This window comes from Pyrolobus fumarii 1A (assembly GCF_000223395.1).
GTDB lineage: Archaea > Thermoproteota > Thermoprotei_A > Sulfolobales > Pyrodictiaceae > Pyrolobus > Pyrolobus fumarii.
Map to the genome: position 1 here is coordinate 1,219,914 of NC_015931.1, position 25,395 is coordinate 1,245,308.

General features: G+C 54.7%; 18 protein-coding genes and 1 tRNA gene. 9 read left to right on the plus strand and 10 right to left on the minus strand.

The genetic code is table 11. The features are described 5' to 3' along the window. Positions 1–10: 10 nt before the first annotated feature. Entirely contained in the window at positions 11–1,453 is a 1,443-nt protein-coding gene (locus PYRFU_RS06440; protein WP_014026853.1) for an aspartate kinase, read from the minus strand. 62 nt (positions 1,454–1,515) lie between these two features. Between PYRFU_RS06440 and PYRFU_RS06445 the strand changes: the two genes are divergently transcribed. After that, a complete protein-coding gene (locus tag PYRFU_RS06445; protein ID WP_014026854.1) occupies positions 1,516–1,830 on the plus strand; it encodes a DUF134 domain-containing protein in 315 nt (104 codons plus the stop codon). Here PYRFU_RS06445 and PYRFU_RS06450 read toward each other — a convergent pair. Then, positions 1,802–3,931, minus strand: a complete 2,130-nt coding sequence (locus PYRFU_RS06450; RefSeq protein ID WP_014026855.1) for a GNAT family N-acetyltransferase — start codon at positions 3,929–3,931, stop codon at positions 1,802–1,804. The two genes, PYRFU_RS06445 and PYRFU_RS06450, sit on opposite strands and share 29 nt — an antisense overlap. Positions 3,932–4,084: 153 nt before the next feature. Here PYRFU_RS06450 and PYRFU_RS06455 point away from each other — a divergent pair, with 153 nt between their 5' ends. Then, positions 4,085–4,555 (plus strand): hypothetical protein, encoded by a 471-nt coding sequence (locus PYRFU_RS06455; protein WP_048191780.1) that lies wholly within the window; start codon positions 4,085–4,087, stop codon positions 4,553–4,555. Positions 4,556–4,819: 264 nt separating this feature from the next. Here PYRFU_RS06455 and PYRFU_RS06460 read toward each other — a convergent pair whose 3' ends face one another. After that, a complete protein-coding gene (locus tag PYRFU_RS06460; RefSeq protein WP_014026857.1) occupies positions 4,820–6,061 on the minus strand; it encodes an inositol-3-phosphate synthase in 1,242 nt (413 codons plus the stop codon). Positions 6,062–6,170: 109 nt separating this feature from the next. Next, complete coding sequence (locus PYRFU_RS06465; RefSeq protein ID WP_014026858.1) at positions 6,171–6,578, minus strand: hypothetical protein; 408 nt, start codon at positions 6,576–6,578, stop codon at positions 6,171–6,173. 83 nt (positions 6,579–6,661) lie between these two features. Here PYRFU_RS06465 and feoB point away from each other — a divergent pair, with 83 nt between their 5' ends. Both feoB and pheT read left to right on the plus strand, forming a co-directional pair. Further along, positions 6,662–8,860 (plus strand): ferrous iron transport protein B, encoded by a 2,199-nt coding sequence (gene feoB / locus PYRFU_RS06470; RefSeq protein WP_014026859.1) that lies wholly within the window; start codon positions 6,662–6,664, stop codon positions 8,858–8,860. 171 nt (positions 8,861–9,031) lie between these two features. After that, the gene (gene pheT / locus PYRFU_RS06475) at positions 9,032–10,723 is read left to right on the plus strand and encodes a phenylalanine--tRNA ligase subunit beta (RefSeq protein ID WP_014026860.1); all 1,692 of its coding nucleotides are present in this window, start codon (positions 9,032–9,034) and stop codon (positions 10,721–10,723) included. A gap of 72 nt (positions 10,724–10,795) precedes the next feature. On the opposite strand, the gene PYRFU_RS06480 is transcribed toward pheT, so the two are convergent. Together PYRFU_RS06480 and rsgA are read right to left on the minus strand one after the other, a co-directional pair. Next, positions 10,796–12,130 carry an alkaline phosphatase family protein gene (locus tag PYRFU_RS06480; RefSeq protein ID WP_167827876.1) on the minus strand — a complete coding sequence of 445 codons (1,335 nt, stop codon included), beginning with the start codon at positions 12,128–12,130 and terminating at the stop codon, positions 10,796–10,798. A 154-nt stretch (positions 12,131–12,284) separates the two neighbouring features. Then, positions 12,285–13,112, minus strand: a complete 828-nt coding sequence (rsgA, locus tag PYRFU_RS06490) for a GTPase RsgA (protein WP_014026861.1) — start codon at positions 13,110–13,112, stop codon at positions 12,285–12,287. Between the two features lie 142 nt (positions 13,113–13,254). Here rsgA and PYRFU_RS06495 point away from each other — a divergent pair, with 142 nt between their 5' ends. The 3 genes from PYRFU_RS06495 to PYRFU_RS06505 all read left to right on the plus strand — a co-directional run bounded on the left by PYRFU_RS06495 (position 13,255) and on the right by PYRFU_RS06505 (position 14,413). Continuing rightward, complete coding sequence (locus PYRFU_RS06495) at positions 13,255–13,620, plus strand: transcriptional regulator (protein WP_014026862.1); 366 nt, start codon at positions 13,255–13,257, stop codon at positions 13,618–13,620. 207 nt (positions 13,621–13,827) lie between these two features. After that, positions 13,828–13,915: transfer RNA gene (locus tag PYRFU_RS06500), tRNA-Leu, on the plus strand. A 144-nt stretch (positions 13,916–14,059) separates the two neighbouring features. Beyond that, positions 14,060–14,413 carry a hypothetical protein gene (locus PYRFU_RS06505; protein ID WP_014026863.1) on the plus strand — a complete coding sequence of 118 codons (354 nt, stop codon included), beginning with the start codon at positions 14,060–14,062 and terminating at the stop codon, positions 14,411–14,413. On the opposite strand, the gene PYRFU_RS06510 is transcribed toward PYRFU_RS06505, so the two are convergent. From PYRFU_RS06510 to PYRFU_RS06520, 3 genes are all read right to left on the minus strand, one after another. Further along, a complete protein-coding gene (locus PYRFU_RS06510; protein ID WP_167827877.1) occupies positions 14,410–15,345 on the minus strand; it encodes a 4Fe-4S binding protein in 936 nt (311 codons plus the stop codon). The genes PYRFU_RS06505 and PYRFU_RS06510 overlap by 4 nt on opposite strands. Before the next feature lie 10 nt (positions 15,346–15,355). Continuing rightward, entirely contained in the window at positions 15,356–16,351 is a 996-nt protein-coding gene (locus tag PYRFU_RS06515) for a 4Fe-4S dicluster domain-containing protein (protein WP_014026865.1), read from the minus strand. Positions 16,352–16,540: 189 nt separating this feature from the next. After that, the gene (locus PYRFU_RS06520; RefSeq protein ID WP_014026866.1) at positions 16,541–20,293 is read right to left on the minus strand and encodes a molybdopterin oxidoreductase family protein; all 3,753 of its coding nucleotides are present in this window, start codon (positions 20,291–20,293) and stop codon (positions 16,541–16,543) included. A 154-nt stretch (positions 20,294–20,447) separates the two neighbouring features. Between PYRFU_RS06520 and PYRFU_RS06525 the strand changes: the two genes are divergently transcribed. Continuing rightward, complete coding sequence (locus tag PYRFU_RS06525) at positions 20,448–21,407, plus strand: hypothetical protein (RefSeq protein ID WP_167827878.1); 960 nt, start codon at positions 20,448–20,450, stop codon at positions 21,405–21,407. Positions 21,408–21,573: 166 nt separating this feature from the next. Here the strand turns inward: PYRFU_RS06525 and PYRFU_RS06530 are convergent, their stop codons facing one another. Then, positions 21,574–22,245 carry a choice-of-anchor V domain-containing protein gene (locus PYRFU_RS06530; RefSeq protein WP_244403918.1) on the minus strand — a complete coding sequence of 224 codons (672 nt, stop codon included), beginning with the start codon at positions 22,243–22,245 and terminating at the stop codon, positions 21,574–21,576. Between the two features lie 316 nt (positions 22,246–22,561). Here PYRFU_RS06530 and PYRFU_RS06535 point away from each other — a divergent pair, with 316 nt between their 5' ends. Then, positions 22,562–25,075, plus strand: coding sequence for a multiheme c-type cytochrome (locus PYRFU_RS06535; RefSeq protein WP_167827879.1), 2,514 nt, complete (start codon positions 22,562–22,564; stop codon positions 25,073–25,075). Positions 25,076–25,395 lie beyond the last annotated feature (320 nt).

Sequence of the window (25,395 nt, forward strand, 5' to 3'; positions counted from 1 at the left end):
GCCCCTCCTTTTAAGACGCTTCGCCTGCACCACGCGTACGAAGAAGTCTAGAGTGTATCCTCTCAGCTATACGTACAGCATCTCGAGCGTTAGTAACGATGGTCAAACTCGCGTCGTGGAAACCGGTAGTTATGCTACGTAGCTCCGGCTCCGGCTCTAGACTCAGAGCCTCGCTTAGAACACGCGCCCGGAGAGAGGGGTTACGAAGACCATACCCGACTATAGTCACGGCCGATAGCCCAGTCTCGACCATCACGTTCACATCAAGCTCTTGGTTCCTTATCTCCTCGCTTAACGCCTTCGCGAGACGCTCAGCATCCTCCTCTGCAACCACGATTTCTATGCGCGTCTCGGTTACCGGCTGCGATATCGCGACTATATTGACACCAGCACGTTTCGACACACTCGTCACCATCATAGCGGTGCCTATCCTCCCAGCCATCACGGCACCCTCAAGCCTCACAACAGCCAACCCACGCATCACAGCGACAGCCTTCAACGTGTCGATACACTCCGGCTCGACTATCGTGTGAGGCCCGTGAGGGTCCTTGGCATCAAGGATACGCGCACGTATCTTGGAGTAGAGGAGCGGCTCGAAGGTCCTCGGGTGGAACTTCTTCCCGCCAACCCTCGAGAGTTCCAAAGCCTCAATGACGCACAGTCTCGGGATTGTACGGGCTTCTGGTATGAGCCGCGGGTCTGCCGTCATCACGCCAGGCACATCAGTATAGAAGTGGACCTCCGTAGCCCCTAGTATCGATGCTATGAGGCTAGCAGTGTAGTCGCTACCCCCACGCCCGAGTGTAGTTATGTCGCCCTTGCGCGTCGCCGCTATGAAACCAGTTACGATGGGGACTATGCCCTTCTCTGTGAGAGGTAGGAGCCTGGAACGTACGCGCGGTACAGTCTCCTCCATTATCGGGTTAGCCTCTCCGAACCTATCGTCGGTAACAATGCCCGCCTCCCAGCCGGTAAGCGCCTTAGCCTCGATGCCACGCGAGCGCAGCACAGCCTCCATAATCACAGCTGAGAGCCTCTCGCCAAAACTCACCACGTAGTCGAGCGCCTTGGGCGTCACCTCGCCGAGGACACGAAGAGCCCATATTATCTTGGTGAGTTCATCTATCAGCCTCGCGATCCTGGAGAATGCTTCGCCAAAGAGCCTCCCGGATACACCTGCACCCCTAAGAGCCTCGACGTGCATCTGGTAGAGCTCTGGTATCTCCACGCTAGGGCTTGCCTCAAAGTCCCTTGCAAGCCTCAGAAGGCGATCGGTAACACCCTTCATAGCCGAGACAACTAGTATAACACTGTGCTCGCGCTGCAGCTCCTCTGTTATCTCGGCTGCCCTCGCATAATCCTCGCCGCTCTTTAGCACAGAGCCGCCGAACTTCGCTACTAACAGCGGTTTCACTGTAAGCGCCCCGTCAATACCCTGGACGCGCGACACCACGGTTTAAGAGACACCCTCCATGAGCACCCTCGACAGGGAGCTTCACCAGGAGGTGCAGAGACTTGGCGTGGACGCCCCCACCGCCACCGAGAGGAAGGCCACCCAAACCCAGGAGGATATCCATACCGCCGGTGCCGCGCGCCTGGGCACCCGCCCCGCCAACAACCATAGATGCAAGGATAGCCGTGATCATTAGCCTCGACGAGCTAGAGGCGTTGAAACTAGTGTACCTCGACGAGCTTAGCCAGGAGGAGGCCGCAGCCAGGATGGGTGTCTCGAGAGGCACGCTCTGGAGGTTATTGGCCAGCGCAAGGAAGAAAGTAGCCTATGCTCTCGTCGAACTTAAACCTATCCTAGTCGCTCCAGCTCCGCCCTGACAAGACGCCTTGCAGCAGAGTCTACGATCCTAGCCGCCTCAGCCCTATCTACGCCAAGGAGCGCAGCAACCTCCGAGAGCGGCTTACCTTGTACAAGTCTGGCAACCAACGCCACAGCCTCCTTATCCTCTAGTCGCAAACCTCTACGAGCAAGTATGGAGACAACGCTCGCCCATACAGCATCCCACGCTGCCTCGTGGTCCAGCTCCCCCCGCAGGAAGCTATCGAGTACTCTCTCTTGCCACTCTGTTAGGCCCAAGGGGGGCACCGTTGACAACAAAGGCTCGACTCTAAGCATGTCTACTAGCACCTCAGCGGGTAGGTCGCGGTACACGCTCTGCCCGGCGATCAACAACCTAAGCCTCATGTTATACTCCAGCTCGGCAATAGCACTGAGCGGCGCAGAGATACTCTTAGCCACGGCGATGTTCTTCTCGCCAGTCGCCTTGTTGAAGCGCGGCGAGATATAGACGACACGATACCCGTTGGCGAGCCAGAAGCGTGTTACTACACCACGAGAGTATACAGCGCCGACTACCTCGCCGCCGAGCACAGAGACGCCATGCTCCACACAACGCAGGAGTCTAGAGCCGAACCCCCTGCCCTGAAGCTCCGTCCTTACCGCAATACGGACAATACGAGCGACACGATATCCCCACAAGCCCGTGATGCTCGTTAGCATCCTTCTCTCTCGCGGCGCTAGCCATTCCAGGCTAACCTCCGCGACAGCAATAGGCACACCACGCGAATCTCTTAGGATGTATACACGGTAGTAAGGCGAGTCTAGCATGAGCGCGAGGTCGTCCGGCTCGTTGCGGTAGTGTGCCTCGCTAAGCACCTCATACGCGAGCCTCGCAAGCCACGGGTCACTTGCAAGCCTCCACCCATTCATTGAGACACATTCGACGGGCAATAGGGGCTCGTAACGCTCGTCGCCAAGGAGCCTCCGGAGCACAAACGTCTCGTACAACCAGTCTTCGAGGGGGTCGCCCGGCGGGTACCTAACCGGTGTCTTAAGCTCAACCCTAATCATCGGCTGCGGGAGTATCGACTCGACCATGTGTAACAGTGTACGCCCACTCCCCTCATACCCGTGGATAGTCGTGGCTGCCATGAGCCTCCTGGCCTTCCTCGCAAGCATTCTCAACCGGTGCGGCCCAACCGCGGCAGCCTCGTCGATAACAAGGAGGCCCCCAGGCTCATAGACCTCCTCGAGAGTATGGAAACGCACATGAAACCAAGGGCCCCGCACACCATAGACAACATCACCCTTAGCCAATACGCGGTGATTGATACCAGCCTTGCGGAGAGCCGCCACCAGCATGCGGAAGAGACTCTGCACCGATTCGAGCGAAGGTGCAGTCACGGTAACGAAGCCCACATCCTTCCGCAATGTTAGCAGCGCAAGGGCCAAGCCAAGCGCGGCGCTCTTCCCCCTGCCACGGTCACCGGTAAATAGTAACGTACGGTACCCACCACGGGCAAACCTCCAAGCTGCTCGAAGCGCCTCACCCTGGTCTCTTGTCGCCACAAGCTCCCTAAGAACACGAGGCACCATAAGATACTCCCGATCGTCGAGGCGTGGTGGCCCTGGAGGCCAAGGTTTCTCGCCCCTAACAGGAGGCAGCCTAGACTCTACAACCCTCCCGCCGCACAGGTCAAGCCTCAGGAGTGCACTCATAGAGTCGAGACTGTACTCGAGGTATCTCGCGTAGCCACCCGAACCCAGCCAACCACCAGGATCCCACTGCCAAGGACAATCGGCTACAATAACGAGAACGCCGGGAGCGCGAACCATCTCGGCCACAGCGGCCAAGAGATTTGGCAGAAGAAGAGGCTCAACATCAACTATTACAGCATCATATTCACCGCCAAGGAGCCTCTGGACCCTCGCGGGGCTCTCAACACGCCACCCAGTCCACTTCCACGAACCCCTCCTAGACGAAGATGCTAAGACGAGAACCTCCCTACCACTCAACAAGCTCGCTAGCAACGCAGGTGCAACACTCCTACCATGAACTATGACTAGGCCACGGTATCCACGCTCATCGAGATGCTCGAGCCACTCCCTAGCCTTAACCGTCAAGCCATCCAATAGCAAGAGAGTGCCCCGGCAAGCATCCGAAAATGCGAGAGGTAAAGGATCCGCCTAAATTGTTAAGCGGAATGGTTAGAGATTAAAGGGTGGGCAAACCGGCCCCCGCTACCATGGGTGAGAGAATTATTCGCGAAATGCATGTCCAATGGTGAGAATATGCGCGTGGAGAGGGGGCGCACGTTCGAGCTGCACGTTAAGGAGCCTACCGTACTGGTCGTGATACGCGGTATAGCACGTGTAAAGGCTCCCAACGGGCTACACGCCGAGCTAGGGCCATGCACGATGCTCTACCTCCCGGGTGGCATGAAGGTACAGATAGAGGCGCCCTGGGAGGACGTGGAGGTACGCCCGATGAAGAGCTATGATATGGGCCGAGAGCCGCGTCTACTTTACAACGGGTATGCCGTCAAGAGCCCCACGGGCGAAGCAGCCCTCTGTATACACGTGACCAACGAGGGTACCCGCGTGCTTATGCCCGCAGAGGCCTACATAGTCGCCGGTAAGGTGCTCGTCAAGCAGAACGGATCAGCACGGATACTAGAAGACGGTGAGAAGCTAGAGCCGCACGCGTTGCTACTTCCGGAGGGCGGCAGGAGAGCCACAGTACTACTCCTGGCGAGACCATAAGCACCTCAGGGCCCGAAGATCTCCTCACCGGCCGCCCCTCGGGGGCCCATCAGTTCATCAACGGGCTCCTAGATGTTACCAACGCTACATCCGCCCATTAATACTATAGCCTAACGGCGACCTCGTGGGAGGCGCGGAAGACGTGTACTCGAGAATGGCGCAAAATGCGAGACCCAGCGTTTTTGCCCCAGTTATTCTATGAATCGAAAGGAGCGTCCATCGCGTGAGACAGTAGAACCGTGCAGAGTTTTTGTTAAAAACTGTTTAGGCTAGCTTGCGCAGCCTTGCGAGATCCTCAATGAAGGTGTGGACGCTGTACCTGGGTATCTTCTCGAGCGCCTCGTGCCTTAGTAGCCAGTCGATGAGCAGCTGGTAGGCTACGATCCTGGAGATGGACTTGGCGCCAGCCGGCCCTGGGTTCTTCATGAAGAAGGCGTTGATCTCGTAGATGGTGCCCTTCTCGCCGTGCTCGAGCGCAATCTTTGCTGTGCGGATGACGTCTACTAGTAGGCCTGCTAGGGCTGGGCTGTCGTTAATCCTAACGTTTACTATCATCTCGTCGACTGCGCCGTTGAAGCTTATGTACTCGATGTGCATCGAGACGAACTTCTTGTCACCGAGCGGCTCTAGGTAGCCGGTTGGCTTGATGAAGTGTGGCGCGTCATAACCTAGGATGTCCTTCACGATGCTGCTCTTCGTTGTCTCCTTGGCCTTGTTCCTCTCCGGGTCTAGTAGCGCCAGGAAGTCAAGGTTGCCACCGATGTTGAACTGGACAACGCCCTTCACGTACCTGTTCCTCTCGGCGAGGTGCTCTAGGAGGTCGCTGGTTAGTGGGGTGGCGCCGCTGGCACCGTCATCGCCTAGGACTATGCTGTTGCGCTGTGCTGCGGCGTTTACAGCCGCCTCGTCCCTAGCGAGGGTGATTGGTATCGCGTTGGCGAAGGCGACAGGCTTCACGGTCTCAGCGTATAGCATTGCTGCATAGTAGTAGGCGTAGGTTGCCGGTAGCTTGCCACCCTCCCACTCGCCACCCTTCTTGATAGCCTCTACTAGCTTCTCCCAGTTGCCGATGCCCGGGCCCTTCTCGGTGGTGATCACGTTGACGATAACGTCAACCTTGGCCTTCTCCCACTCCGAGACAATCCTCTCCACGGCATCCTGTAGGCTCGTCTCCTCCTCTAGACCCCTAGCCTTGAGGGGTAGGCCCCTTGTGCTCCCCAGGTGGATACCCCTACTGACCCTCACCTCCTTGAGGGTCTCTGGGATCCTAAGGTTCGGGAAGTACTGCTGAGCAACCTCGTAGAGAGTCTTCCCAACCTTCGCCTCATCGACATCAATGCTATGTACGATCTTGATGTCCGTTAGCTTGGGCTCTCTTAGGAAGTCCTTTGGGAAGCCAAAGGGCACGCCCCACGCTGGTATCTCGCCAGCCTTTATCCTCTCTAAACCGACGGCCAACGTCGTGCCTACATAACCCTGCCCGAGTATCGCTACGCGAACCTCCACGCCGCTCACCCTACCAGTGTGAGTTTAGGGCACGCCCAACGTCTCCACCTGTATAATAGGATTACCCCTACAACTTACAACATAGCACATTAACAATGATAATCGTCTTTTACCCAACCGCGTCAACAATGCCCAGCTCCACGAGGATCTCTGGAATTTCACGTAGGGTGCGCGGCTCGAACGCCGGCGGGAAGAACACGCGACACCAGCTGGTGTACCTCGAGCCTAGCTCGTAGAGCGCCTCGTCTACAGCCCTCGCTTCAAGCGGGCTATCAGCGCCACGTGACACACAAAGCGGGCTGGCGGTGGGCGGCGCAACGGCGACTACCAGGTTACCACCGCTCGTCAAGAGTATGAGGACAAGCCTATTCTCACCATTCCACTCGGCAGGCATAGCCACGTAGGCTTCGAAGCTCTTGTCTTCGTTGGGTCTCCTAGCGCGTATAGCGATAACATGACGCTCAAGGGCAAATAGCCTAGCTTCGCGCATGAACTCCTCTATGCTCGGTTTTAGCACGGACCTCTCCCGTCGACCCTCAAACTAGACTAGATTTTTTTAATTCGGACACCCGAATTAGGTCCCCCTAACCGGGGTAGTGGTTGAGCAGGGAATGCAAGCAAGCTCCGAGGGACGTTAGAGCCGCTACATGCAAGTGTCACCTAACCCCTAGCCTAGTTGTAAAACAAGAGTGCAGCATTGTAGCAGCGTTAGCCGGTGCCCCGAACGTAGGCAAGACCAGTCTCTTCAACACGCTAACCGGGCGAGCCGAGCGTGTAGCCAACTGGACGGGCGTCACCGTCGATCTGAAGACAGCCGTCGTCCCCTATGACAATCAGAGACTGTGCATAGTGGACCTACCCGGAACCTACGGTCTAAGCGGCTCCGGCCCAGAGGAACAAGTGGCCAGGGACTTCCTCATACACCAGAAGCCAGACGTGATAATCGCACTGGCGGATGCGACCAACTTGGAGAAGACGCTCTACCTCCCGCTGGAGGTCGCCGAGTACAGCGGCAACACGATCATAGCATTGACTAAGATTGATGCCGCCGAGGCCAAGGGGATAAAGATAGACGTTGAGGGGTTGTCTAGAGACCTTGGCATCCCCGTGGTCGCGACAAGCTCGCTGAGAGGTCTGGGCCTCGACACGCTGCAAGAGACTATTGTGAAGGTGGCTAGCCGCCCGGGGAAACCACTCCACATAGACTACGGCGATCTCGAAGAATACATAGCTAAGCTTGAGGAGCTGCTACGCTCGGAGTGCAAGTCGACACGAGATGGTTTAACCAGGTGGCTTGCCGTTAGGCTCTTGGAGGGTCTAGACTGGGCACCGAGGATCGTCGAGGAGCTCTGCGGCGAAGCTGCCAAGAGGGTTATCGAAGAGGCTGAGAGGCTTAGGGATGAGTATCGGAGGCGTACGGGCAAGGATCCCGGCCAACATGCCGTTGCGGCCAGGTACCGTATGGTTGAGAAGCTCGTCGAGAAGCATGTAGTCAAGAGGCCTGCTAGAGACTCGAGTCTCACAAAGGTGGATGTTCTGCTGTTGCACCCGATTGCTGGGCCGGTCCTATCGCTGCTCCTGCTGCTAGGCGCCTTCCTTCTCGTCTTTACGTTGAACACCGGCTTCCCACTAAACATGATACTCGACGCGCTGGGTTTCAGTGAAGCCGCCGCTCTGCTCGAAGAGTATAGCATAGCAGGCATCCTGGGCATGATCTTCGGGCACATCGCTGATATCATAAGGGGTAGCGTCCGGCCCGAGTGGCTTGCAAGCCTCCTAGCCGATGGTATTGTGAGCGGCGTCGGCCTGGTGCTCAGCTTTACACCACTAATAGCGTTCGTCTACGCCGTGTTCGGCGCGCTTGAGGATACGGGGCTCGCGCCAAGGATAGCTGTGGCTTTTGACAGGTTCCTACGCAAGTTTGGTGTCGGCGGAAAGGCGATATTCCCGGCTATAATGGGGCTTGGGTGTAATGTTCCCGCCGTCACAGCAGCGAGGATTATCGAGTCTAGTAGAGAGAGGCTAGTGACTATCCTGGCCGTACCGTTGATACCGTGCCAGGCGAGACTAGTGGTTATACTCGCGTTCACAGCGGCTTTCTTTGCGGAGCACGGGCCCCTCGTCACAGCGGTAGTGGCACTCAGCATGTACGCGGTGGCCTATGCGGTCTTCCTCCTCACGACATGGATTCTCTCAAAACTGCTCGGCAACGAGGTCAACGAAGAGTACTTCATCGAGCTGCCGCCTTTGCAAAAACCGAGCTGGAAGGTCATCTGGTGGTACGTGCGTAGTAGTGTGGAGCACTTCCTCGTAAGGGCTGGCACGATAATACTCGTGCTGAGCATCGTAACATGGTTCGCCACGAGCTACACACCAGTGCTGGCACCCACAGATGACCCGGGCGAGTCTATAGCAGCGAGTGTCGGCAAAGCACTCGCACCACTAATAGAGATTGTATTCGACGTTAGCCACGATATTGCGTGGAGACTGGGATTCGGGTTCGTCCAGGGGCTAGCTGCTAAAGAGGTGTTCCTAGAGGCTCTTGCAATGACCGCGCCGGAGGGCATACCGAAGACATCCCCGGAAGAGGCGATAAGCTACCTTAACCTGACGCCCGCCCAGGCATACGCGGTGCTACTAGCCGTAACGCTCTACATGCCATGTGTAGCCACCCTTGCCACTATATACAGCGAGGTTAGAAACGGGAAGTTGACTGCAGCTATCCTCGCGTACACGTTGAGCCTCGCTACGCTACTAGCTTTCGCCGCTAGAGTCGTACTCCAGATGCTTCTCGCCTAGCAGGCTCTGAAGCACGAACATTAAACGCCTAGTTGCCGTGTACATACGCTGGGCGGCTCCACCGGCTCCCGCGAGGCCCCCGCGGGGGGTCTATGAGCGGGGGTCCTTTGGGCGCCCGCCATCCCCGCTTATAGTGTAGGCGTCCTGTGGACGCCTTGGGGAGGGTAGCGGTTGCCCACGTTGCGTTTCCTTGCACCAAGGTTGTTCGAGGCTATAGGCTCTAGCGTCACACGCCAGGAGCTGGAGGAGTTACTGTTCCGGCTGAAGTGCGAGACCGAATGGGGGGAGGGCGACGAGGTCTACGTTGAGGTTAACGCTGACCGCCCGGACATGTTTAGCGTTGAGGGTATCGCGAGAGCTGTTCGTGGGCTTCTGGGTATCGAGACGGGTCTGCCTAGCTATGAGCACGTGCCGTCCGGGTTCACGCTTAGGGTCGAGAGCGTCCCGTCTAGGCCCTTTATCGCCGCTGGAGTGGTTTACGACGTGTATGTCGACGGGGTTTTCCTGGAGGAGCTTATACAGTTCCAGGAGAAGCTCCACGAGACCCTGGGGCGCGGCAGGAGGAGGGTAGCGATAGGCATCCACGACCTGGAGAAGGTGCCATCAAAGAACCTGGTCTACCGCGAGGTGAACATAGACGAGGTGCGCTTCACGCCCCTCCACGGAGATAGGGAGATGAGCGTGCGTGAGATCCTCGCGGAGACCGAGCAGGGTAGGAAGTACGGGGCGATATCGCTACGCGGCGATAGACACCCGGTCTTCGCGACGGAGGATGGGGTTGTGCTCAGCCTGCCTCCGGTGATAAACGCGGATGTGACACGTGTTGAGCCCGGCACGAGACACCTCCTCATAGACGTGACGGGCACATCATGGGAGGCGGTCAAGCAGGTTCTAAACGTGCTGGTCTATACCCTCGCCGAGAGGAGCCGCTCGAAGAGAGTCGGCATCGTCAGGCTTGTCGGTGCTCCCGAGTCGGAGACCCCAGTATGGTCGACGAGGAGTATCACAGCTAGCCATGAGAGGATCGTGGCGTGGCTGGGAGCGAGGCTAGAACCCAGTGATGTGGTAGATGCGCTCGAGAGGATGAGGCACAATGCCGAGTACGACGCAGGCGCGTACACGGTTGAGGCTGCACCCTACCGCGTAGACGTCTCCACATGGGTTGACGTGGCGGAGGACGTTGCAATAGGCATCGGGTACGATAGGGTAGGGTGGCAGGCACCGCCCCCCACCACCAGGGGCTCTCTTTCACCGATTCGAGGCCTAGAGAGGAGCATACGCGTGATACTAGCTGGGTACGGGTTCCAAGAGGTGTATAGCTTCACGCTGACAAGCTGCGAGAGACAAGAGGAGCTAGGAGCAGTACCTACAACGATGCTCGTGAGGGTCGCAAACCCAGTCAGCAGGGAGCTAGCCTGCCTGCGCGCCTCGATAACCCCCCAGCTCCTAGAGCTGGCCGCCCAGAACCAGCACATCGTGCCACTCCGCATATTCGAGATGGGGGATGTGGCCCTCGTGGACGAGAGTCGACCCGAGAAGGTAAGGATTGAGAAACATCTAGCAATACTATTGATGGATGAGCGCGTAGGCTATGAGGATATCCAGTCGTACGTGTGGGGTCTTGTAAGGCTCCTGGGCGACGAGATAAGGGAAGTTGAGGAGGTAGACCATCCGCTGTTGATACCAGGTAGGGCCGCGAGGATAAAGACACGAGACGGCCTGGAGGGCATCCTAGGCGAGGTACACCCAGCACACCTAGAGAAGCTAGAGATACGCTACCCAGTCGCAATAGCCGAGCTAAGGTATGACACAGTAGCAAAACCGCGCCTAGCCAACCCCTACAAAGCTCTCCACAGCAGCTAGAGCATCAGACAGACATATATGCGGTGCAACAACTAGAGCGCTGGCAAGCAACTACTAGAATTAACAGAAAGTCTAGTGTATCGTCCTTGATGCGAATCTCTTTGCAATTCTCCACTTTACTGTATAGTCTGCCTCGCTGAGCTTTACACCCAATATCCTCTCTATAGCTCGTCTCGGCGTGCCACGTTGCAAAGGCAGACCGAGAAGAGCGAACTGAACCCCCCCAATAATAACCGGGTTAACTACTCGAAGCTTCATGTTAATATTGAACCCGGCATCCTGAAGAGCATCCATGGGATACACAGAGAAGACACCATCTGGGTGATGATCGGGAGTCAATCTTTCAGTTATAATGTCACTTGAATAGTAATGAGATATCGTATAGCCTTTATCATGATCAGGTAACACGATAACATGCGGATACCTCTCATTGAACGGGCCCGGGTCATAGAACTCTCGTGGCTCGACAAGACGTACACCCTCTATCTCAGACAATATGCGGATAACATGATCTATAAGCTCAGCCTTACGTACAACAACACCATACATATGACATGGTTGTAAGGCTTCAGAATTAACCCAATCTAGAAACATACTACGCATCACCACCTTGCTTCTCGTCATCCTTGAAACGAGTCTAGCAGCTCGCCTCGCTACACCTCTAAGCCGAAGCCTCTCAAGTAAATACACTAATCTAGGGTTGACACAGAGCACTGTACGTTTGTGCAGCTCAGGTGTATGCGGGGGTGCCCTGGTGGGGTCACTGGTAAAGCGCGCCAATCCAGCCTTGTGCAGTGCCACGTTGACATGTATAACACGCTTGTATAGTGTAAAGCCGTGGTCCGATACAACCATTACCACATCGAACTTCGATAGACCTTCCTCTACAATTGCATCGATAGCTTCAAGGAATAGCTTCTCACCCTCAACGAACCTCTCTACTGCATCCGGACATACATGCAAAAGCCTATCCGGATAGTTAGTCGCGATCCAGACATAATCAAAGTTTTCAGCTTTCTCTAGAAGCTCGAGATAACCATTAGCAATAGCAGCATAATCTTCTACATCACACTTCTCGGGAGCTGGTGCCTCGCGAGGGAATAGCCGGGCATATCTCTTAACAAATTCACCATGGTAGACTAACTTGTGCGAAAACATTTCCAATGACAATACATTGAGGTTTTTTACTGGTATTATTGGCGTACTTGGCACTGGGTTAACAACCAACACCCTACGACCCATCATAGCAGCCACTTCGAATATCCGCGGTACTTCAAGATCATATGCCGTCACAAGCTGCCCATCTAACGTGTGGAAATCTATGATTCCATGTTGCGACGGACGTAGCCCAGTCTCTATGCTTGCCCAAGAAGGCCATGTTATCGGGGGGTACCGGTTTGTACACACGATTTACAGCGAAGAGCGCATCATTTGAAGCGAATATGCGAAGGTGTTTATACGCCAATAGCTTCCGTTTGAGAAAGTTTGGCGACAACCCATCAAGGCCAACCACAAGTACTTTGAGCTTCTTTGGCAATACTTTTGCCCTTGTATTGTGCCTTTAGAGCCAAACCTCTTCTTTAGTCTCGCTCTTCAACTTCCTCATGTACTCTTCGGGTGGCACGTAGAAGTTCAGCTTTGCCTCGTGATAGTCTCTTATCACTTGGCGCGCCGCCTCATCTATGTTCGGCTCGCCTGTCGTCTTGTACCTCCACCCTCTCTTGATGGCTATCAATTCTAGTATGCGAAGGGGGTCCGTCTCCTCGATGCCGTACGCGTCGACAACTGCGCGCGGGTTGTAGCGGAGCGCCTTCTTGAGCAGTTCTATCGCAGGGTTTACCGGGTCCTTCAGTTGCTCCGGCGGTTTACCGCGAATCACGGCTTCGAGGCTACCACCCTCAACCGGTATCACGCCGGGAGAGTCGAGCATGTACATACTCTGACCGATACGGTAGAGCTGCACGTGCCGCGTGTACCCTGGGCTACCGGGTATGGGGCTCGTTGATGCCGCGTGTTTGCCCTTAAGCGCGTTTATCACAGTGGACTTGCCGGTTTTCGGGAATCCGGTCACAGCTACGATGATGGGCCTCGCCTCTACAGCCCTCTTTATCGCCACTCGTAGCTTGCGCGTACCCATATGCTCCCTAGCCGCCATGTAGACCGCTGTGTACCCCATATCCTCGAAGAGCCTCTTCCACTTCTCAGCAACCTCCCGGGGCACCAGGTCAGACTTGTTTATCACGATGATGAGCTTCTTGCCAAGAGCCTCTACTAGACGCTCAAGACGCCTACTCCTGGTTGCCATAGGATCCCTCGCGTCAACAACCTCCAGTACAACGTCAGCCCTCCTCACGAGCCACGCAATGGTCTTCCACGACGCCAGTATCAACTATGCTGCACCCCAGCCCTACTCGTCAAGTACCATGCACCGCCTCGGCCCTAATTTAGGAGGCTATCATCAACTAGCGGGGCCCATCCTTACGCGTCAGCCCCAAGGTCCAATGGTGGAAGGTGGAAGAGCGCAACAATGCGTGTATAGCTTGCTGGGGTCAACCACCCAAGAGGGGTGCGCTACCATCGCCGAGTATGAGGGCGAGACGCTACGCAAGAGGATAATCTCGCTCCTAAAGGAGTCTAGCAGGCCTCTGACCGCCAGGGAGATCGGGGACCTCCTAGGCCTCGACCCGAGGGAGGAGAAGAGGGTATACGAGGAGATTATGCATGCAGCCAAGAGCCTAGCTAGGCAGACGAACCTCAGGATATACATGGTGCCCCCGAGGTGCGCGAAATGCGGCTACACATTCACAGACCTAAAGAAGGCTAAGAAGCCCAGCAGATGCCCAAAATGCAAGAGCGAGAGGATACTCCCACCAGCCTTCTACATAGACGAGGCGTGACGAGAGGAGGTTGACACCGGCCTCGCCGGACCCCCGCCCATCCAGGGCCCACGGCCCAGTAGCGGGGAGTCCCGGGGTCCACCCACTAGGGTATAGCCCGACCAGTTTTCAGCATCATCGCCTTGGGGCCGCGCGGCAGACGCATCAACCTAAGAAGCTAGAAAGCCTAAAACGGGGACCTATTGTCTTAGAGGAGCCACGGAAGCTGCGGGGGTGCCCGAGCCAGGTCAAAGGGGGCGGGCTTAGGACCCGCTGGCGTAGGCCTGCGTGGGTTCAAATCCCACCCCCCGCACCACACGCCTTCTGCCCCTAGAAACACGCGGGATAGCCGCTCGCTGTTTACCTGGCTTTGCCTTTGTCCACCCATCTGCACATTCTGTGGCAAAGTACATTGATAATAAGGATGGGTGTGGGCTTAGAGCTAGTTAGGGGTTAGGGTTTGCCCTTCGCATCGGGGTTTGTGCTACTAACGGCAGAGTACAAGGATGAGCCGAAGAGAAGCGAGGTTAAGAAGCACCTGGAGAGTCTGGGGTTCGAGGTTTATGACATAGGCGACCCTTACCGTATAGTCTTCTACGTGGAGGTCGACGACCTGGGCGGGTTAGAGCGGATTATAAAGGCTGCCGAGACCCACGAGGGTATCGCGAAGGCGTACATAGTCTATGGCTTCCTGGGCGACAGTGAGACTAAGAGGAGAATAAACGAGGCTCTCCTGAGTGGAGAGGCTGAGCTAGACGAGTCTACAAGGGAACTTATAGAGTGGATACTCTCGAGGCTGAAAGCTCAGGGCTAAGCCTTTCTTCTCTCGTCTCCTCCTCTTGTTCTACGCCGAGGCAGGCCTATTGTAAGGGCTAGTACCCTCTCTGGACATACTTCGACGCACCTACCGCACCTGAAGCACCGGTAATCTCTGATATCCTCACCTCTCTTCGCGATATTCGCGACATCTATTGTCATTGGGCACACTACGCTACACAATTGGCAGAATGTGCACCTATTACTGGCTACTGTTTTTACGGTCAACAGGCTATACTTGTTCATCACGTGGCCGAATATGTTGCCCGCGGGGCATATGAACCTACACCATAGCCTCTTTACGCCGAACACTCTCTCAGCAACAATGTTGATCGCGAGCGCCGCTAGCGTTGTGGTGACCCATGCGATTGCCAGGCTTATTGTCGCCCCGGGCACGTTATACAGTATACCGACTAGCGTCGCAGCTAGCTTCGTGGTACCTGCGATCGGCGATATTGTCGTGAAGAATGGCTGAGCGAACACTACGCTAAGCAGTAGGAATGCTATCATCGCCGCAACTGGCACCAGCTTCTCTAAACGCCCGGCCTCATGTGGCCTTGCGAATCTCGGGCTTCTAGGCGTTGCCAGTTTACGCTCGAATATCGAGAATAGCATGTCCATCGGGCAGACCCACCCGCAGAAGAATCTCCCGAGCACACTATAGAGGGTGAACACCACGAGAACAGCAATGATAGACTCTAGCGTCGCTTGGTGCGAGGCTACGAGCTGCTCGAGCCACGCGAATATATCGAGCATTGGTATCGTCTTGAGTATCCTCGAGGAGGCTAGGCTACCCTCTATTATTGCCCCGTGGAACAACACCTGCGTGGCAAACAGCAACAGCAATGCTACCTGCATAGAGCGTCGTAGTAGCGTGTACTTGCCTCTAGGCGGCCTGCCTCTCAGGATAGCAAAGAGTTTCCTAACCATGCTCTCACCCTCAACTCTCCTCATTCTCTGTCTCGAGAGTCTCAACAACTTTCTCGGAGACAATACCCCTAATGTTTATGATATAGTCGCTATTGACTATCATCGCCCTGAACGTCGCCTTTTCAGGATTCTCGCGCTCAGTACGAAGTATCAACTCGAGATACTCTTCATAGCTCATACCAGTATTCTTGAAGTTCTTGGCTCTCCTCTCGTACTCCTCCCTAGGCAGAACGTGAATCGCACTACCGTTTACCGGGCAGGCCGACACACACTGCCCGCAACCAGTGCACTTCTCTGGCCTCACCCGCGTGTGGACACCCCACTCGTTAAACGTGAACTCGAAAACCTCGGTGCCGAAGGGACACGCCTTTGCACAGCTGTAGCACTCGCCGCTGTTCCAAGCCCAGCATAGATCCGGGTCTATCATAGCGACGCCCATCCTAACCTCCTTGGGCTTAACTTCTCTCAATGCACCAGTGGGGCACACAATAGTACACTTCATGCACAGGGTACACGGGTAATGCATAACATCTGGCACTATGGGCGTCCCTACACGCTCAAGCCCGCCCTCAACGCCAACGAGCCTTATAGCATAGTATCCCTCGTACAGGCAGGCATAGTAGCACAACCCGCAACGTACACATTTTGCATAAAAGTCTTCATCAGCACCTGGCGGTAAAAGCTCAAACCTATCCTCCTCGTAGGGCTTCACGTATGTCATGCACCGGTCGGGAAGCAAAGGATTAGCAACACAGATCTTACCGTCACGCTCTATAAGTAGTCCAAGCGACTTGTAATACTCGTACCTTTCCCTATCACGCTCCGCATCAATCTCAAACTCCACATAGTATACATTTTCTCCGCTTCTCTCGTTGCCGGCGCCGCGAGTCCCCTCTCCAGCCGCGAAGGAGGATGCCACGCTTCCAATACTAGCTGCTACTACACCAGCCCCTACTGCCTTCAGAAACTCTCGACGTGAAAGGCGTGTAACACCACTTTTATCCATTACTCTTACCCCCACATCGCTTGTTTTTCACGACTCTCTCAATGTCGAAGGTTGTCTTGAAAACATTTCCCCAGATAGGACAGTAGTTTATCATCGGGAGGAATGTAGATGAGGATAACGAAAAGCAGGAAAGAGACCAAAAAGTGTATTTAGTTAAAAAAAAAGTATGTAGTGTGCGAAACTAACCGGTTAGTAGGCTAAGCTGTACTTGGGCTTACCAGTCTGCTCGGCCTCGGACTTTGGTATCTCGTCGGGCCTTGCCTTCCTTATCCTCGCTGCACACGTCTTGAAGTCTGGCTGGAAGAAGTACGGCTGCACGTCGTAGTTGTCTAGTGTTAGCGCGTTGGCTAGCTTGTTCGGATCGAACCATGGCACGAACACGTAGTCGATTCTTGGGCCGCCTAGACCGGTCTTCGGGTCTAGTATGACCGCCTTCACGGTCAGCTTACCGCGTGGGCTCTCAATCGTCACCCAGTCGCCCTTCTTGATACCGAGCTTCTCGGCTAGCTCCTTGGGTATCTCGACGTAGGCCTCTGGCTTCGACTTCATAATCTCTGGCACCTTGCCGGTCATTGTCGCCGTGTGCCAGTGCTCGACAATCCTACCTGTGGTTACCACAAGTGGATACTCCGTCGCATCCCTCACAGTGATGACACGCCCGTCCTCAGTCCTGTATCTTAGCGCGAAGCCCGGCACCTCAGCAGGCGCTAACGCAATCTCGAAGAGCGCCTGGATGTCACCCTTGTACTTCTTTACAGCCTCGCCCCAGCTCATCGTCTCGAGTATCTTTAGCGCCTTCTCTGGGTCGCCGCTGGCTGGGTACGCCTTGTACGTCTTCACGACAGTGAATGGTCCCTTGGGCGCCGCGAATACCGATATCTTGCCCTGCTTCAATACTAGGTTAGCGTCTAGCTTCATCTCTTGTATTATCACCTCCTTGTTGATCTTGACCTCGCCAGTCTCATGGTCCATCTTGATTGGTAGCCATGGCCTCGCCCAGATGGTCATCCTACCGGTCGGCTTGGCGTAGAACACCACATACCAGCTCTCTGGCACCTTGCTAGCCTTCTTGTACTCGATGTCATCTATCTCCTCTACGATGTGCTTGAGCACCCACTTCATGAGCACTGGGTTCTTGGCTAGGCTGCCAAGCCACTTGTGCTTGTGTATCGGGTGCACCACGTTCTCGTCGAGGCTCTCTATGTACTTCTGTATCTCCTCGGGGCTGTTCATGTTCTTAATGTCATTGTATATCTTCTTGATGACGTCTGGGTCGGGCATTAGCGGGTCGTACGGGTAGGAGTACCTGCCGCAGGACTTGTACTTCTCATACCTCGCTTTGACGCTCGGGTTAGTCGCATACTGCTCTGGCCATGGCCACCTGAAGCCAGCCTCCAGCTTCCTGAATAACTCGCGCTTCACGTAGCTGAAGTCGTAGTAGGTGTTCTTGGCTAGGCTTAGTATGTCACGGTCCCATATCCTAGTGACGAACTCCTGGTGCCACTTCTTGTCACGGCTCTTCTCCACGATGTACTGGACCCAGCTCTTGCCTGCAGCCTTGGCCGCCTTGTCGACATCCTCTGGGAAGAAGCCGCTCACAAGACCCTTCGCAATTATACCCTCGTCTTCAAGCGCCTTACCGACCATCGCGAAGATTATGTGGTCAGCTACGGCCTCGCCCGGCGGTGTTATCAGGTACCTTGCTACGCTGTAGCGCCTCTCGCTACAACCGTACTTGAACTCCTTCTCGGACCAGGCCGCCGCCGGGAGTATCAGGTCTGCGACATCGGTGGTCCTTGTTGGGTAGATGTCGCTCACTATAACGAATGGGAACGCGGGATCATCGTCGTGCGGCTTTACCATACCAAGCCTGAACTTGTATACATTTGGTAGGCTGTGACCTGGGTTCGTCTCAGCGATCCACACTACCTTGATGATACCCGCGCCAATCCTGCGGAATAGCTCAACAGCGTGTGGACCCGGAACCGGGTGCACATATACCTTCTCGATCTCCTTTTTGATCTGCTCTGGCGAGTAGCCACGCTCCTTTAGGTATTCCTCGGTGAGCTTCCTCCAGATCTTCTCCACCTGCTCCCTTGCTGCCTTCTTGGCGATCAGCCTACCGTATGGCAGGACGTGAGCCAGGCCACCCTGGTCTCTAATGCCGCCACAGGCGTTCGGCTGACCAGTCAAGCTCCAAGTGCCGGAACCATACTTGCCAATCTTGCCTGTGAGCGCTAGTAGGTTGATTATGCTGTTAACAGCGTGCACACCCTGTATCTTCTGGTTGATGCCCATAGTCCAGAAGACTAGGATCCTGCCCCTCGCTATCCACTTCGCAGCAAGCCTAAGCGCCTCTACCGGGTCGATCTCAATGAATGGCGTGTCCTCCATCTTCACCTTGTCTGGGCTCAACTCGCCAGCCTTGATCAGCTTCTCAGCAGTCTCCTTGTTGATGAGTGGCTTCTGGTCGCCGAAGAGTATCTTAGCCATAACCTCCGGCTTGTAGAACTCAAGGAACTTGAGGTATAGCGCGAATCCTCTCCACCAGTCCTTCTCTATCTCCTCCTCACTCGTGTACTTCTTACCGATGCTCGGGTACACCTTGTAGTTGGCAGCGTTGCTGGCAGTGGTACCCATGTCCCAGACCTTATTCAAGTCGCCAAGGTTGTTCAGCGGTGTGTTGTAATCCTTGAGTGCCCAGGTCTTCGCGGTCTCAACGGGTATCGCGAAGTCCGCGTGCCTCTTGAGCCACTTTAGGTCGATGTACTCGCCCTTGCACTCAACCTTACCCTCCTTGACGTCAATCACCTTACACTTGTCTAGCTCGAACGCCACTATGTGGGCGAGCGTGTGGAGAAGCGCAACGTCCATACTCCAACGGATTGGCAGCCATAGGTCGGCAATGGTACCGCTCCTGGTCTTCCTGGGGTCAGCTAGTATCACCTTGGCATTCGGGTTTTTCTTCTTCACCTCAGAGATGCGGCCGAAGAGTATTGGATGCGCCTCAGCAGTATTGCTACCGATTATCATGAATGTATCTGCATGCACGCCCAGATCGGGCTCCGGCACGTCTATGTAGTCGTAGCTTACCTCAGGCTCATCAGCACCAAAGCTGGATATGTAACCGCCAACGGCGCTAACCATACAGAGCCTTGGGTTACCGTCGAGGTTGTTGGTGTGTATACCGCCCTTAGTCAGCTTGTTGATAACGTAGCTCTCCTCGGTGCCAAGCTGACCACTTCCATAGTAGGCGAAGCTGTGTGGACCATACTTGTTCAGAGCATACTTTAGCACCGCGGTTAGGAACTTGATCGCGGTGTCCCAGTCGATCTCGACGAAGTTCTCCTTGACGTGCTCCTCTACGGTCTTGGTTGCATCTAGGTTCTTGCTTACCTGGCGCTTCTTGACCCTAGGCGCCTCGGGTATCTCCTCGGGGGTTATTGGTGGCCTGTTCTTACCTGGGATTATCCAGTCCTTGTTGACTAGAGGTTTCTTGAAGCGTAGCTCCATAGCCCTCTTGTTACCGCCGTAGCCTAGAGCCTTGTGGATGTAGAAGGCCTTGACGCAGAGGGCACCCCTGTTAACCGGGTAGTTCGGGTCGCCGATAACCGCGAGAATGTCCTTAGCCATGCCAGTAGCCGGGTCCATTACTACCTGGAGCTTCACGCCACAACCAGTACCGCAGTACCTGCAGGGACCGAGCAGAAGGGTGGATATCTTCGGCCTGGCGGTTGTCGTCGCGGTCTCTGTTGGAGTTGCACCCACGGTTGTCGTGATAGTCTTAGTCTGGGTTAGAACCTCTGTAAGTGTGGTCGTTACAGTCTCGACGATTTTCTCCTTGCGACCGGTCATATAGTAGGTCGCGGCTCCGCCCACAGCTGCTAGCGCGGCACCAAGGGCAATTGCTTTTAGAATATCACGACGCGTTTGGTCGGGCAAAGCTTACCCCTCCTGCTGCGCAACTATTCCTAATTCCACATGACACATAACGATGCTTCTATAAAAATACATTATCTGAAAAGTTTTCGGTCCCTACATGATTAAGGCTCGTTAACGACGACTAGCTACGATCCAATGTGGGGTCTGCCCAGAGATGAGCGATTTCGCCCGGATTGGAAGCGTGGCTTTGGTTAGGGGTGTCGGTATTGACGATATACTCGAGCCAGGCTATAAAATAGTACTCGCCGACGACGAGTACGTTGATATTTACGAAGAGTACTTGTTTAGAGGCTTTGATGTGATGAACGCAGACGTGAACGAAAATAAGGCTGATCTCGTAGGCATTTATAGCATTGCAAGCTTCGTTGGCGACGATCCTGCCGTCATAGTATGCGGGTCTAATAGTGTGCTCTGTGCCGGGATTGCGGCATCAATCCTCGTGTATAAGGGGTGGAGTGCACAAGAGGCTATCGAAAAAGCCGAGCATGCAACTGCAAGCCTCTATGGCGTTGGGCGTATCACACGCCAGCTCAGGGCAGCTATAGAGGCGCTGGGCGGGCTACTAAAAGCCGCGAAGAACCGGGATATCGTATCAGTGTTGCTAGGAGCAGGAGAAATGTATGGTTACGGTAAGGGGAGATTGCACTATGGCGAGTTCCTATCATGGCTTTACATCGTAGAGCAAGAGTGGACCGTGCTATTGGCGGGTGCCCTTCACTTCCTAACAGAGGGTGCCGACGAGCCACGCAAGTTGCTAGATATGAGGCTACAGGCGATAGGCAAGGAGCTAGCATACGCTATTGACGAGACACAATTGACGGAAGCCATAGACATTCTACGAGACTATGCTATGGAGGATGTTAAACGCCGTGAAGCGAGAATACTACGACTCGTAGAGAGCCTAGAGCCTGGCATGCCCTACGTATCATTCATAGATACAATGTCTGATAAGCTAGTGGTTGTATGCCGCTGCGGCGAGTACAACGAACCTCTTAAGGAGTGCGTAAACGCTGCCAACAAAGCATCAAAGTATCTTGACGCGACCAGGTTCAACGAGCTAAGAATAGCGCTAGATTGTACAGGAAAAGTTAAAAGCAGAATCGAACATGTCTAACCATTCCATCTCTTGGGCCGCTTACATACCGTAATCGGAGCCCGGCGTTTCTCTCCGAGAACCTCAAGTTGTAGGAGCTCCCTAGCAGGGTAGGCGGGACACCAAGGAGTAGAGGGGCAAGAACGTCAACTATGTTAAAAAGTTGAAATGGAGGAGGGCCTTTCTATTACTTACGAGATACTGCTAGATACCCGCCAGCACCTATCACGAACAATAGAGCAGCGATAGCAATTGCCAGTGTTACATCATGCTTTACTACCTCGCCCTTGGTGACTACCGTCGTTGTCGGCTTGGTCGTTGTCACTAGAGTGGTTGTCACGATTGTCGTGGTGGTTACCTTTGGTTCGACAGTGATCTCCTTGAAGCCGTAATAGTCGCCAACGACGCTAGCGCTACCATCAGCCGCTAGAACAGCTATCTTGAAGGTCACTGGCACTGGTTTTTCAGGGGCTTTCCACTCGAATGTCCACTCGCGCTTAGTGGCACCCTGCGCGGTGTGAGTCAACATCCTGCCATCTGGCGTCTCGGAAACTTGAGTCGTATCATCGACAGGCTTTAGTTCGCCAGCATTCACCAGGACTGCAAAGCCGCCACAATAGGCGCCTTCGGGGCACTTGGGCCCTTTCGTTATCTTTATCGTTATCTTGTAGACTTTACCGGGTTCGTATTTGCTGGGCAAACCGGTGACAGTAAACTCGGCAGTTCCCGCTGGCTGGTGACACTGGTTACATTCTAGTCTTGGGGCGCCGCTGCTCATCGCGCCAACATGCACTGCAACTAGGCCGACAACTACTAGTACAGCCACCAGGGCAGTCAATAATGCGTACTTCTTCAACATCAATATGCTCACTCCTCCAATGCGAGGCTCAGTGGCATAGATCAGACAAAATTAGTATTATGCCTCAAATCTTCGGATATTTTTTACTTTTTCCTTTGGTTTTGATAGTCATCATAATATCTGCATGATTAACGACAATTAAGCATACCATCACCTTTCTAGCCAATTGTGGTGAAGCGAGCCACTACGATAGATTTGCAATATTCTTTAGCTATACATTATTGTTGTTAACATCCGAGTCCGAAAAATTATGGTTGAAGATATAACTGGATGCGTCACGCCGCCCGCCTTATGGAATAGTGGGGTGACCATGAGTATGAGCCGTGTTGTAACTCTTGTTTTCGTTGTATCGATCCTAGCACTTCTAGCGGTCAGCGCTACGGCAGCCGCAGCAACCGTACCCTTCGGTGACGAGGTAGTCAAGAAGGTAGATGAACTGCTTAAGAGCGACATTGTCAGCCCACAGACCAAGGCGTGTATCCAGTGCCACCTGTCAGTCACCCCGATGATCGTCTACGAGTGGGCTATGAGCAAACACGCTCAGATGACACCAGCTCAGGTTGCCGAGCTGTACAAGAAGCTTGGCGAGCCTCAGTGGGCTAACATGATTGCCGAGAAGTTCAAGAACTACAAGTACGTCGTCGGCTGCTACGAGTGTCACGGCATGTTCGCCGACACCGACAGACCCGATGCCGTCGAGCACATACCTGGCGTCAAGATCGTCGCAGTTGTGACTAGGAAGGACTGTGGTCAGTGCCACCCGAAGGAAAACATTGAGATCAGCTGGACCTGGCACGCCACTGCTGCATTCGCACCTATCAAGCCATGGTACACTGCCATAATCAAGTACGCTGTGAGCGAGGGCGCGAACCCGTTTGGCGATGAGAATGCAAAGGCGCTCTACGAGAAGTACCTGCCACCATTCCTAACCAAGCAGCGCGACAAGGAGCCAGTCTACTGGAACTTCTACAAGGAGATTGCAAAGGCCGTAATGGAGTACATGATGACCGGCAAGGAGAACGACATAGTGAAGATGCTCAAGGAGGCCACCGGCATGGTAACGCCGTACGACCTTGACTGGAAGAAGTGGATTAGCCCACTATGGCCAGCTAGCGGCGTCCTCAACAACACTATCCTCGGCAAGCTAGGCATTAAGATAACCATTGCCGCGATGGACGGCACTGTCGCAACTGTGAGCAACGTGATGTCCCACCCAACCTTCCGCAACGCCTATGTCTATCACGCATGTCTAGAGTGCCACGGCGCTGCCGTGATACCCTATGGTTATGCTGAGGACCCAACCTACAAGGTGAAGATAGTCAAGCTATGGGGCTGGCCGAACAACGGTGCTGGCCGTATCGACCCGGACGGTAGCATTGGCACCTGCACTGCATGCCACCCACGCCACATGTTCAGCGTGAAGCAGGCTAGGGAGCCATGGACCTGTGGCCAGTGCCACCTAGGCTACGACCACCCACACATCGAGATTTACGAGGAGAGCAAGCATGGTAACATCTACGACGCTTATGGCGAGGAGTGGAACTGGGAGCAGATACCGTGGAGGCCGGGCATTGACTTCAACGCGCCAACCTGCGCAACCTGCCACATGAGTGCGCTAGCCGACAAGGATGGCAACATTATCGTGCCAGGCACTCACGACCTAGTGAAGAGGCTAGTATGGGACCAGATGCACTTCTTCAGTCACCCGAAGCCAGTGATACCAGACAACTTCCAGACTGCCACCTTCCTCAAGTTCAGCATGCTGAAGGGCAAGTACCCAGAGGATGTAATGAAGGCATATGAGCAGACCGGCAGGTATCCGGTCTTCATGGGTCTAAAGATCGTTGACGAGTGTCAGCCGGGCCAGGTGTGCTTCCCAAGGCTACCGAAGGTCGAGCTTACCGGCGAGCTAGCCAAGCACCGTGAGGAGATGAAGAAGGTCTGTAGGTTCTGCCATGCAAGCCAGTGGGTCGACAACTACTTCAGAACCGCCGACCAGAACATAATCGAGTACGACATTGTCGCCAGGTTCGCGTTTAGCCTACTACAGCTAGCATGGGCCGAGGGCATCCACGACAAGAAGAACCTGCTAGACGAGTACATGGAGATCATGTGGTACTACATCTGGCACCACGACGGTAGGAGGTGGAGGAACGGCGCCACCATGATGGGTCCAGACTATGCACACTGGCTTGGCATCGTTGACACTGTGATGGACAAGCTCGGCAGGATGATAAACTACCTAGCAACCGCACTCAAGGTCAAGAAGCTCGAGACCGAGCTAGCTGCCCTCAAGCAGCAGGCTGCTGGCGCGCCATACGCGCCAGAGCTGGTCGAGAAGATTGCAAAGCTAGAGAGGATGATAGAGGAGCTGAAGAGCAAGCTAGCAGCCCTAGAGGCGCAGGTGCCGACCCTAAAGGCTAAGCTAACCGAGCTATCCAGCGACGTGTCTGCACTTGAGAGCGACTACACGAGCTTCAAAGGCGATGTGAGCGAGATCGTGAAGAGAGTTGAGGAGCTTAGCAAGCAGCTAGAGACCATTGCACCCGAGGCTAAGAAGATAACCGAGCTTGTCAGTCAGGTCAAGGACATTGTCGCCAAGCTAGAGACTCTCAACAAGAAGGTTGAGGAGGTGAGCGGCAAGGTCGAGAAGATGGGCGAGGAGGTGGGCACCGTCAAGTCCAAGGTTGAGAAGGTCAGCGAGGAGGTAAGCAGCGTCACCGAGCAGCTAGGTGCCGTGAGCGCCAACAGCTACACGCTAGCCGGCATCGCACTAGCAGTAGCTGCTATCGCACTAGGCCTAGCGGTTATACGAGGCAGAGGAGCCTAAACTCACACGTACCACCCGGTTTAAGCCCCACCCTCTTTTTCCCTACACGATCCTCCTTGGGGGGCTGCACCTGGGATGCGTATCCTCTATTCTCATCTTTTTACCATCCTTCTCATACTGGTATTCACGCAGTATGCTTTTGCGTCTCTGATATCGAACTATCCGGGTCAACCCATAGCGTATGAACTCGTGATCAACTTTACACACGCCTCAGAATCACAAGAGTGGCGCGTTCACATTGAACTTGTAGGATACAACGCAAATTTCACGTGTTCATCGTCTCTGAAGCCTAACCCGCTCTACATGCAGACTAGGAGTAT